The organism is Caballeronia sp. (assembly GCF_028292365.1).
In the GTDB taxonomy this organism is placed as follows: Bacteria; Pseudomonadota; Gammaproteobacteria; order Burkholderiales; family Burkholderiaceae; genus Caballeronia.
Genome location: NZ_JAQGMM010000361.1, coordinates 18,882 through 29,479 on the forward strand (window position 1 = coordinate 18,882; position 10,598 = coordinate 29,479).

General features: G+C 61.0%; 9 protein-coding genes. 7 read left to right on the forward strand and 2 right to left on the reverse strand.

Annotated elements, in window-relative coordinates; genetic code table 11:
* Nucleotides 1-8: 8 nt before the first annotated feature.
* From JWR14_RS22100 to garD, 7 genes are all read left to right on the forward strand, one after another.
* Nucleotides 9-695 (forward strand): heavy metal response regulator transcription factor, encoded by a 687-nt coding sequence (locus tag JWR14_RS22100; protein ID WP_047846805.1) that lies wholly within the window; start codon nucleotides 9-11, stop codon nucleotides 693-695.
* Nucleotides 692-2,179 carry a heavy metal sensor histidine kinase gene (locus tag JWR14_RS22105; protein WP_299711516.1) on the forward strand — a complete coding sequence of 496 codons (1,488 nt, stop codon included), beginning with the start codon at nucleotides 692-694 and terminating at the stop codon, nucleotides 2,177-2,179. Before JWR14_RS22100 ends, JWR14_RS22105 begins: the two co-directional genes overlap by 4 nt.
* Nucleotides 2,180-2,685: 506 nt before the next feature.
* Nucleotides 2,686-3,846, forward strand: coding sequence for an extracellular solute-binding protein (locus tag JWR14_RS22110; RefSeq protein ID WP_299711539.1), 1,161 nt, complete (start codon nucleotides 2,686-2,688; stop codon nucleotides 3,844-3,846).
* A gap of 107 nt (nucleotides 3,847-3,953) precedes the next feature.
* Nucleotides 3,954-5,033 carry an ABC transporter ATP-binding protein gene (locus tag JWR14_RS22115; RefSeq protein WP_299711519.1) on the forward strand — a complete coding sequence of 360 codons (1,080 nt, stop codon included), beginning with the start codon at nucleotides 3,954-3,956 and terminating at the stop codon, nucleotides 5,031-5,033.
* Nucleotides 5,030-5,911, forward strand: a complete 882-nt coding sequence (locus tag JWR14_RS22120; protein WP_299711522.1) for a sugar ABC transporter permease — start codon at nucleotides 5,030-5,032, stop codon at nucleotides 5,909-5,911. Before JWR14_RS22115 ends, JWR14_RS22120 begins: the two co-directional genes overlap by 4 nt.
* Nucleotides 5,911-6,846: an ABC transporter permease gene (locus tag JWR14_RS22125; protein ID WP_299711524.1), complete on the forward strand. Its 936-nt coding sequence runs from the start codon at nucleotides 5,911-5,913 to the stop codon at nucleotides 6,844-6,846. Before JWR14_RS22120 ends, JWR14_RS22125 begins: the two co-directional genes overlap by 1 nt.
* Nucleotides 6,847-6,889: 43 nt before the next feature.
* Entirely contained in the window at nucleotides 6,890-8,443 is a 1,554-nt protein-coding gene (garD, locus tag JWR14_RS22130; RefSeq protein ID WP_299711527.1) for a galactarate dehydratase, read from the forward strand.
* A gap of 707 nt (nucleotides 8,444-9,150) precedes the next feature.
* Here the strand turns inward: garD and JWR14_RS22135 are convergent.
* Complete coding sequence (locus JWR14_RS22135; RefSeq protein ID WP_299711529.1) at nucleotides 9,151-9,519, reverse strand: hypothetical protein; 369 nt, start codon at nucleotides 9,517-9,519, stop codon at nucleotides 9,151-9,153.
* A gap of 556 nt (nucleotides 9,520-10,075) precedes the next feature.
* Nucleotides 10,076-10,598: hypothetical protein (locus JWR14_RS22140; RefSeq protein ID WP_299711532.1), on the reverse strand; the 523-nt coding region annotated here is incomplete at its 5' end.

Consider the following 10,598-nt stretch of genomic DNA (forward strand, 5'->3'; position numbering starts at 1 on the left):
AGGCGCGCATGAAACTGCTTATCGTGGAAGACGAACACAAGGTGGTTGACTATTTGCGCTCCGGCTTGACGGAGCAGGGGTGGATAGTCGACGTGGCCCTTGACGGCGAGGAAGGCACGCATCTCGCGATCGAATTCGACTACGACGTGATCGTGCTCGACGTGATGCTGCCCAAGCGCGACGGCTTCAGCGTGCTGAAGGCGCTGCGCGCGCATAAGGCCACCCCCGTCATCATGCTGACCGCGCGCGACCAGATCAACGACCGGGTGCGGGGTTTGCGCGAAGGCGCTGACGATTACCTGACCAAGCCTTTCTCCTTCCTGGAGCTGGTCGAACGGCTTCACGCGTTGGCGCGGCGCACCCGCGTGCAGGAGTCGACGCTGATCTCGCTGGGCGACCTGTACGTCGACCTGATCGGCCGGCGCGCCACGCGTGATGGCGTGCGGCTGGACCTGACGGCCAAGGAATTCCAGTTGCTGAGCGTGCTGGCGCGCCGCCAGGGGGATATCCTGTCGAAGACGGCGATCACCGAGCTGGTCTGGGACGTCAATTTCGACAGCCATACCAACGTGGTGGAAACTGCGATCAAGCGCCTGCGGGCCAAGCTGGACGGCCCATTTCCGACCAAATTACTGCACACGGTGCGCGGCATGGGCTATGTGCTGGAGGTCCGCGAAGAAGCGGGAACGTCATGAATCGATCCATCGCCCGGCGTCTGGCTTTCATGTTCGCGGCCGTCGCGCTGTTTGTCTTCACGCTGGTCGGAACCGGGCTTTTCCTGGTGCTGCGCACGCAACTCGAACTGCATTTGCGCGAGTCGCTCGACGACCGCACGCAGATCGCGCGGATCATCGTTTATCACGCGGTCACGCCTGAAAAATGGAAGATAGCGCGCGAAAAACTCACCGACATGACGCCGCGCGACGGCGTCACGCTGTATTCAGTATGGAGCGCCGATTCGGCTTACCAGTTCGGCAAGCCGGTCACCGGACAGGTCATGGACCGCTGGTCGGGCGGCTACGAACGAGTGCGAACCGGCCCCGGCAGCGAAAATGACATGCTCGCCAACACGGTGACGCTGCCCGCTTATGGCCAGCGGCCGGCCGTCATGCTGCAGGTTGCGGCCGGTTATTCAGCCAACGCCCGGACCATGCGCGCATTCGGCTTTGCGCTTGCCGCCTTGTCCGCCTTGGGCAGTCTCGGTGTGCTGCTGCTGAGTTATTCGGTCACCCGCATCGGGCTTGCGCCGCTTACGCGGTTGACCCGGGACGCGTCTGCCGTGAGTCCGAACAATCGCTCGCAGCGGCTCAATACCCGCTCGTTGCCGCTGGAACTCAACGATCTCGCCAATTCCTTCAACGGGGCGCTTGAGCGTCTTGACGGCGCGTACGGGCGGCTTGAATCGTTCAATGCCGATGTCGCGCACGAGTTGCGCACGCCCGTCACCATCCTGATCGGGCAGACCGAAGTGGCGCTGACCCGCAACCGTTCCGTCGATGACCTGCGTCACACGTTGCAGTCGAACCTGGAAGAGTTCGAGCGCATGCGGGCAATCATCAACGACATGCTGTTTCTCGCACGAGCCGATCAAGGTGAACGCGCCACAGGGCTTGTCGATGCATCGCTTGCTGCAGAGGTTGCTCATACGCTGGAATTCCTGGAGATCCCGCTCGAGGAGGCGCACGTGCGCGCGGTCTATACGGGCGACGCGCTTGTGCGCGTGAACAAATCGCTGTTCGGCCGTGCGTGTATCAATCTCCTGATGAACGCGATCCAGCATTGCGCGCCGGGATCGAGCATCATGGTGTCGATTGCGCGTGAAGGCGACCAGGTCCGCGTCGCCGTCGCCAATCCAGGGGAGCCTATTGAGCCCGCCGTGCTCGATCATTTATTCGACCGGTTTTACCGCGCCGAGGTCTCGCGGACCAACAGCCGCGAGAATCATGGACTGGGCCTTTCGATCGTCAAGGCCACCGCGGAAATGCATGGCGGCAAGGTGTCTGTTACGAGCGCTGAGGGCATCAATACCTTTGCATTCTCGGTCGCGGCGACAGGCAGCGGGCAGGCGAGTACGGCTGCGAGTGTGGCTGGAATGCCGAACGTGAATGCGTCGGTTGATGTGTCGTCTAGTGCGTCGGCCGCCGATGCTCCGATGCAGCCCGCCTCGGCAAATCACTGAGATTGACGTTAGCAACAATGCTTGCCCGGCGCTCCGCGCGCTGGGGAGCGCCCTTTCGGGCAAAAATCTCTCATTCGTTTTCTTTGCGCGCTACCAAACACCCGGTTTCTTCATTTGCTCAAAAGATAGGTTGTCGTACAACGTGCCCGGCTACCTCGCGTCCACATCCGATGTCACACCATCTCCTGATCGATCTGGCCCAGCGCTGCTTCAAATCGTGGGAATGAGCATCCATAAGGGTTAAGGCGATATCCATCCGACCTTTGCGGGGGGCCGAAACCATCGCGGTTAAGGGTTTACGGTGATAGAAAACGCGCCCTGTCGCAGTTATGTTCTCATACGACAACATACATCGATAAATGCACCGTGAAGCTGACTTTGCTGCGGTTCATTTGTGTCGCGTGGCGGCATCGGACTGACTCGATCCGCAATAAAATCCATACAAAGAGCGAGGAGACGAAATGATTCTGTCCGGCCGTTTGTCGGCGAAGCTGGGGGTGCTGCACATGGCGTTGAGCGCCGTGGCGGCAGTGACCGCGGCTACTGCAGTGTTAATAATCACAGCACCTGCCGCGCACGCGGCGGACCCGGTGGCGATCAACATCGTGGACGTTGCGGGCAACCTGCAACTGACGCAGAAGGCGTTCGAGGCCTTCAAGGCGAAGTACCCGCAACTCGTCTCCAACATCACGTTCACCAACGCACCCGCGCCGCAGTTGCCCGGCAAGATCAAGGCGATGCAGGCAGCCGGCCGCTCGGATATCGACATTGTGCTGACCGGCACGGACGCGCTTGCTGCGGGTATCGAACAAAAGCTCTGGATGAAACTGCTGCCGGATCAGGCCGCGGCATTCCCCGGCGTACTCGATAAATACGCACCCGGTCCGCGCAAGATGCAGGACCTGGCGCAAGGCTACGGGATTGAAGTGACGTACATGCCTGCGGGTCCATTGATCGAATACAACCCGGCCAAGGTGACCGATCCGCCGAAAACGCCTGAGCAATTGCTCGCGTGGTGCAAGGCGCATCCGGACAAGCTGATCTATGCGCGCCCCGCTAATTCCGGTCCTGGCCGCACGTTTCTGATGGGCTTGCCGTATGTGCTCGGCGACAAGAATCCGCAAGACCCGATCAACGGCTGGGACAAGACCTGGGCGTTCCTCAAGCAACTGAACGACTGCATTCCTTACTACCCGGGCGGTACGTCGGCGGTGATGAAGGAACTCGGCGAAGGCTCGCGCGACATGACGGTGACCGTGACGGGCTGGGACATCAACCCGCGCGCGCTCGGCCTTGTGCCGGCTGAATACAAGGTCCAGGCCTTCGACAACATGACGTGGGTCAACGACGCTCATTACATGGTGATCCCGAACGGCGTGCCGAAGGAAAAGCTCGACGTGATCTACAAGATGATGAACTTCTTGCTTGAGCCCGCGCAGCAGGCAATGACCTTCGACGACGGTTATTTCTATCCGGGTCCGGTAGTGAAGGGTGTAACGATCGATCAAGCGCCGGCGAAGAGCCAGGAAGTCATCAAGAAGTACGGCCGTCCGGAATACGCGAAGCTGCTGGCTGACCGTCCGCACGTGGTGCCGTTGAGTGCATCTGCCATGGTTGCCGCGTTCCAGAAGTGGGACCGCGAGATCGGTTCGCAGAAGTCGAAGTAATTTTGGATGCCGAAGTTTTTTTTGCGGCCGTGCGGCGGCTTGATGATTGCTCCAGGCGATCAAGCAAGTCCGTCGCACGGTGTCGTTCTTAGTCTCAGGAACCTGCCATGAAGCATCAGTTTGATGAGTTGCGTCTTGATTCGGTCAGCCGCAGTTTCATGAACGCCGAAGGTCAGGCGGTCGCGGCGCTCCGTGGTCTTGCCTTGAACATCCAGCGCGGCGAATTCATTGCGTTGCTCGGGCCGTCCGGTTGCGGCAAGTCGACCGCGCTCAATTGCATTGCCGGCTTGCAACCGCTGACCGGCGGACGGATCTGGCTCGACGATCAGCGTATCGACGTCCTGCCGCCGGAAAAACGCGGCTTCGGCATGGTGTTCCAGAACTACGCGCTGTTCCCGCATATGTCCGTGCTCGACAACGTCGGTTTCGGCCTCAAGATGCGCGGCGTGGGGAGGAGCGAAGCCGCCCGTCGCGCGTATGAAGCGCTGCAGATGGTGCAGCTCGTCGGTCAGGAGAAGAAGCTGCCGGGGCAATTGTCCGGCGGCCAGCAGCAGCGCGTGGCTATCGCCCGCGCGATCGTGATCGAACCGGCGCTCGTGCTGATGGACGAACCGCTGTCGAATCTCGATACCAAGTTGCGCATTGAAATGCGCGCCGAGATCCGGCGCATTCACAGCCAGCTCGGACGTGCGACGATTTACGTGACGCACGATCAGGACGAGGCGTTGTCGATGGCCGACCGCATTGTCGTGATGCGTGAGGGTGCCGTGCAGCAGGTTGCGTCGCCGAAGGAAATCTACGAGCGGCCCGGCAACCTGCATGTCGCGCGGTTCATGGGGTATCGGAACGTGGCTCAATTTACGCTCGAAGGCATGCAAGGGGAAGCGGTGGCCGTGAGCTCGGATGGTGTGCGATTGATCGGCATGCCAATGGCGGGTTTCGAGAGCAAGCGCGTGAGTGTCGCGATGCGTCCCGAGGATCTGGATCGCGCAGCGCCAGGCGCCGAAAATGCGTTCGACGTAGAGGTGCTGACAGTCGAATACGGCGGCCACGATTCGCTGATCCGCGTGAAGGCTGCGTTCGGCAATCTGTGGGCACGCGTGACGGGTGACGTGGCGGTGGGTGAACGAATTTGCCTGCGTGTTCCGCCCTCGCGCACGCTGGTGTATGACGGGGAAACGCCATGAACTCACCGATGGTTCCGCTTCCTTCCGCCGTTCCGCGCGACGCGAAAGCGTGGCTGGTTTCTCCCGCGCTGATCTTCATCCTCGCGCTGTTTGTTTATCCGTTCGTGTACGGCCTCGTGCTGTCATTCCAGCCGATGAACGGTGGCTCCGCGTTCGCCAACTACATCGCCTTTTTTACCGATACCGCGATGTGGCCCACCATCATCGTCACCTTGAAGCTTGCGGTGCCGGCGACGATCATCAACGTGGGTCTCTCGGTTCCGGTTGCATTCGCGTTGCGTCGTAATTCGCCGTATCAGAAGTTCGTGACTACGTTGCTGGTGATCCCGGTGACATTGGGCACAGTGCTGATCGCCGACGGCATGCTGACTTACTTTGGTCCGAACGGCTGGTTCTCGCAGGCGGTGCACGGACTGCATTTATATGGCGATGAAGTGCGTCTCACGCATAACTATTGGGGCGTGTTGATATCGCTGATCGTGTCGGGCTTTCCGTTCGCTTTTCTCCTGACGCTCTCGTATGTGACCGGCATTGACCCAACGCTTGCGCGCGCTGCGGCCACCTTGGGCGCCAGTCCCTGGGAGCAGTTTCGACAAATTTACCTGCCGCTGCTGATGCCCGGGCTGACCATGGCCGCGTGTTTGTCGTTCGTGCAGGCGTTCTCTGTGTTTCCGTCGGCAGTGCTGCTCGGTGCGCCTGCCGGACCAACGCGGGTGATCTCGATAGCCGCGGCCGAGGCCGCATTCGAAAGCTACGATTATTCCCTCGCCTCCGCCATAGCGATGGTGATGGGTTTCGTACAGTTGCTGGTGGTGGCAGGCATGCTGAGCACGCGCCGCTTCTTCTACACGGGTCCGGTGACCGGAGGTAAAGGCTGATGGCAACCGATAATCATGCACCCGCCTGGACGGCTTCCACTCATGCATCGGCTCCTCGCGACAGCCGCAACGACGGCGCACAACCGGCCAAGCCGATGAAACCGCGCGTCAGCCTGGGGGACCGGCTCTGGAAGATGTTCGTCTGGGGCGCGATGGCATTTTTCCTGTTCAACGTCCTGTTGCTGATTGCAACCGTTGCCGTCAACTCGGTTGCGACGCGCTGGTTCGGCACGCTGCTGCCGCCGGGCTTCACGCTGCACTGGTACGCGCAGGCATGGAGCGACTTCCAGCTTGCGAGCGTGTTATGGGTGACGGTCGAGGTGGTCGGCGCGGTAGTACTCCTTTCTATCGCATTGGGCGTACCGGCCGCGTATGCGCTTGCCCGCGTGCAATTTCGTGGCAAGCGTTTCGCGATGCTTGTGTTCCTGCTGCCGCTGATGGTCCCGCCCGTCACCTACGGCATTCCGATGGCAACCGTCATGTACAAGGTCGGTCTTGCCGGGACGTTGAGCGGCGTGATCCTTGCAAACCTGGTGCCGGCGCTGCCATTCGTTATTCTCGTGATGACGCCGTTCATTGAACAGATCGACCCGAATCTTGAAGCGGCCGCGCGTATCTTTGGAGCAAACACGGCGAAGTATTTCCGCTATGTGCTGCTGCCGCTGCTGATGCCTGGCATGTTGGCAGCAGGCTTGCTGGTGCTGGTTCGCACTATCGGCATGTTCGAACTGACGTTCTTTACCGCCGGGCCGACAACGCAGACGCTGGTGGTCGCGCTGTACTACGCGGTCTTTTCGACGGGTGTTCGTGCGCCTCAATCCATCGATGCAATGGCGATGATCTACATGGCGATCACGCTGGTATGGGTATTGATCGCGCTGCAGTTCGTGAGCCCGACGCAACTCGTTTCACGCGTCAAGGAACAGCGGCAGTGATGGGCGCGAAGTTACGAGTAGTCACCTTAAGGTTCGATTGAAAATGGAACAGTCCCCTCTCTACATTCGTGTTCATCCTCAGGACAATGTGGCGATTGTCGTCAACGACGGCGGCTTGCCCGAAGGCGCCGTATTCGCCGATGGTCTCGTGTTGCGCGAGCGTGTACCGCAAGGCCATAAGGTGGCGCTCGCCGATCTGGCCGAGAACGAAGCCGTGGTGCGCTACAACGTGGTGATCGGGTACGCGTTGAAGGTCTTGCCCAAAGGGAGCTGGATCAACGAACACGTGATCCGCATGCCGGAGCCGCCGGGTCTGGAGGACCTTCCGATCGCCACGCGCGCGGCGCCCGATATGCCTGCACTGGAAGGGTTCACGTTCGAGGGGTATCGAAACGCCGACGGGTCGGTCGGGTCGCGCAATATTCTTGCGATTACTACGACCGTGCAATGTGTGTCGGGCGTGGTCGAGCATGCGGTCGCGCGGATCAAGGCCGAACTGTTGCCGCGTTATCCGAATGTAGATGATGTTGTCGGGCTCGAACATACCTACGGTTGTGGTGTTGCCATCGACGCCCCCGATGCCATGGTGCCTATTCGCACAGTGCGCAACATTAGTTTGAATCCGAACTTTGGCGGTGAAGTGATGATCGTGAGCCTCGGGTGCGAAAAACTGCAGCCTGAGCGCCTGATGCCCGTCGGCACGATTCCGATCGCAACAGCAGGGGATAATTCGAATGGCGATGTTGTCGTGCTGCAGGACAACGCGCACGTCGGTTTCCAGTCGATGATCGATTCCATCATGCGGACTGCTACGCATCATCTTGAACGGCTGAACCGGCGGCGGCGAGAAACATGTCCTGCCGCCGATCTTGTGATCGGCGTGCAGTGCGGCGGCAGCGATGCCTTCTCCGGACTCACGGCGAATCCCGCAGTCGGCTTTGCGACCGATCTGCTCGTGCGTGCGGGCGCGACGGTGATGTTTTCCGAGGTGACCGAAGTTCGCGATGGCGTCGACCAATTGACGAGCCGTGCCGCCAACGCCGAGGTCGCGCAGGCGATCATTCGCGAGATGCAGTGGTACGACACGTATCTGAAGCGCGGCGGCGCGGACCGCAGTGCGAACACGACGCCGGGAAACAAGAAAGGCGGGTTGTCGAATATTGTCGAAAAGGCGATGGGCTCGATCATCAAGTCCGGTAATTCAGCTATCTCGGGAGTGCTGTCGCCGGGAGAGAAGGTGAAGCAAAAGGGGCTGATCTTCGCGGCAACGCCCGCGAGTGATTTCATCTGCGGCACGCTGCAGGTCGCCGCCGGTATCAATCTGCATGTGTTCACCACGGGGCGAGGCACGCCATATAGCCTGGCCGAAGTACCCGTCATCAAGGTCGCGACTCGCTCCGATCTGGCACGCCGCTGGCATGACCTGATGGATATCGATGCAGGTCGCATTGCAACCGGCGATGCGACGATTGAAGACGTAGGCTGGGAGCTGTTCCGCTTGATGCTGGACGTGGCGAGCGGACGCAAGCAGACGTGTGCCGAGCATTTGAAACTGCATAACGCGCTTACCTTGTTCAATCCGGCGCCGGTGACCTGACCCGCCGGCTTGAAAATACCTATGCAGTTGATTGCATGACTGCTGGCCAGCCGATAGATAAGTTCGGTTGGCGGCGGCGACCTCCTTACCCTCCGCTTTAACATCCTTCGCTTTATTTTTCCCCCGCAGCAATCACGCCGGTGTTTCCATACCCGTTGTTGTGATTTGCGTCGTGTCTTTCGATTGCCTCGCCAACTCCTTGCTGTGGGTACAAGATGACGTGGCAGCCCCGACAAGTGCATCGTTGATGGTTGGTTTTCACATGTTTGAGTTGCGTTGCTCAAGGTATGGGCCTGTCGGAATCGACTACGTGACGGGTGTTCGAAACTAATAAAAACCCTTATAAAACAGGGGTATATCAGGGTTTTCGATTAAGGCTCCGGGTTTTCCATACAGCTTCGACCTGCGCGCGCAAACGTTCTCTGCGCTCTCTCGTACCCTTTCGAATCATCTCCCCCGACTCACGTGGCACAGCGTACAGAACGCTGCTTTCAGGCTGTCATTCTAGGATCACATCGCGTCCTTGATTGACGGGGAACGCGGAATGAAAACGCGTTTCAATCCGGGGGATATATGAGTACTACTTATAAAATAAATCTGAAGGCCGCTCTTAGAGTGAGCTGCATAGTTATCGCCAGCGCTATTCCACCGATGGCCAATGCGCAAACCGGAAGTCCATCGCTTTCGGCAGCACCGTTGTTGCCTTGTTATGACAGCCACCACAAGTTGATGGCGGGCAATTGCGGACCCGTGAACGATGGATATGGCATGGAGTCCGATACATCTAGTTCGGAGGAGTCGGGCTTCGCTGTCGCGTCGGCCGGGTCTAAAACAGGCATCGCCGCTGAAGGGCACGGCAATAGTTCGTCGAACGGGACTTCAGGCAGCGGTACGGGATCAGGTAACCAGGGCAAGGGGACGGGGAGCGGAGCGTCGGGTGGCTCGTCGGGTGGCGCAGCGGGCGGAGGTACGGGGTCGGGTAGCAGTGGCGGTGGTACATCAGGGGCGTCTGCCGGTGGTTCGAACGGATCGGGGTCCGGCAGCGGCAACAATGGCGGCACGGGATCAGGCAGCAATGGCGGACACGGAAGCGGCTCTTCAGGTGCCGGTGGCGGTAGTGGATCGGGATCTAGCGGTGGAAGTGGTGGAAGCGGTGGAAGCGGTGGGTCGGGAAGCGGTGGAGCAAGTGGAGGCGGCGGCGCGAGCGGGAGTGGTGGCTCGGGTTCTGGCGGCGGAGGTGGCGGGTCGGGGAGTGGTGGGGGAAGTGGCGGTGGCAGCGGCAGCGGCGCGTCCGGTGGTGGCTCAGGCGGCAGCGGCGCCGGTGGGGGTAGTGGATCGGGTTCTAGCGGCGGCAGTGGTGGGTCTGGGAACGGTGGAGGAACTGGTAGTGGTAGCGGCAGCGGTGCGTCCGGTAGTGGCTCGGGCGGCAGCGGCGCCGGCGGAGGTAGTGGATCGGGTTCTAGCGGCGGAAGCGGTGGGTCGGGGAATGGTGGAGGAAGTGGAGGCAGTGGAGGCAACGGTAGCGGTGCCTCCAGCGGCGGCTCGGACGGCGGGGGAACCGGCTCGGGGTCGACCGGTAGTGGTTCTGGTGGTAGCTCAGGAGGAAACTCCGGTGGTAGTACTGGCAGCGGATCAGGTCACGGAGGAGACGACGGCCACGGTAATGATGGAGGCCACAGCGGCGACGGCGGTCATGGCAACGATGGGGGTCATGGCAATAACGGCGGCCATGGTGGCGACGGCGGTCATGGCAATGACGGGGGTCATGGCAATAACGGCGGCCACGGCGGTGACAGTGGTCACGGCGGCGATAGCGGTCACGGCGGCGACAGTGGTCACGGCGGTGACAGCGGCCACGGTGGCGACAGCGGTCACGGCGGCGACAGTGGTCACGGCGGCGATGGCGGTCACGGTGGCGACAGCGGTCACGGCGGCGACAGCGGTCATGGTGGCGACAGCGGCCACGGCGGCAACAGCGGTCACGGCGGCGATAGCGGTCACGGTGGCGACAGTGGTCACGGCGGTGACAGCGGCCACGGTGGCGACAGCGGTCACGGCGGCAACAGCGGTCACGGTGGCGACAGTGGTCACGGCGGCGATGGCGGTCACGGCGGCGATAGCGGCAACAGCGGTCACGGTGGCGACAGTGGCCACG

Coding starts and splice junctions, on each gene's coding strand:
- JWR14_RS22120 (WP_299711522.1), top strand. CDS start 5,030: ATGAACTCACCGATGGTTCCGCTTCCTTCCGCCGTTCCGCGCGACGCG.
- JWR14_RS22100 (WP_047846805.1), top strand. CDS start 9: ATGAAACTGCTTATCGTGGAAGACGAACACAAGGTGGTTGACTATTTG.
- JWR14_RS22110 (WP_299711539.1), top strand. CDS start 2,686: ATGGCGTTGAGCGCCGTGGCGGCAGTGACCGCGGCTACTGCAGTGTTA.
- garD (WP_299711527.1), top strand. CDS start 6,890: ATGGAACAGTCCCCTCTCTACATTCGTGTTCATCCTCAGGACAATGTG.
- JWR14_RS22105 (WP_299711516.1), top strand. CDS start 692: ATGAATCGATCCATCGCCCGGCGTCTGGCTTTCATGTTCGCGGCCGTC.
- JWR14_RS22125 (WP_299711524.1), top strand. CDS start 5,911: ATGGCAACCGATAATCATGCACCCGCCTGGACGGCTTCCACTCATGCA.
- JWR14_RS22115 (WP_299711519.1), top strand. CDS start 3,954: ATGAAGCATCAGTTTGATGAGTTGCGTCTTGATTCGGTCAGCCGCAGT.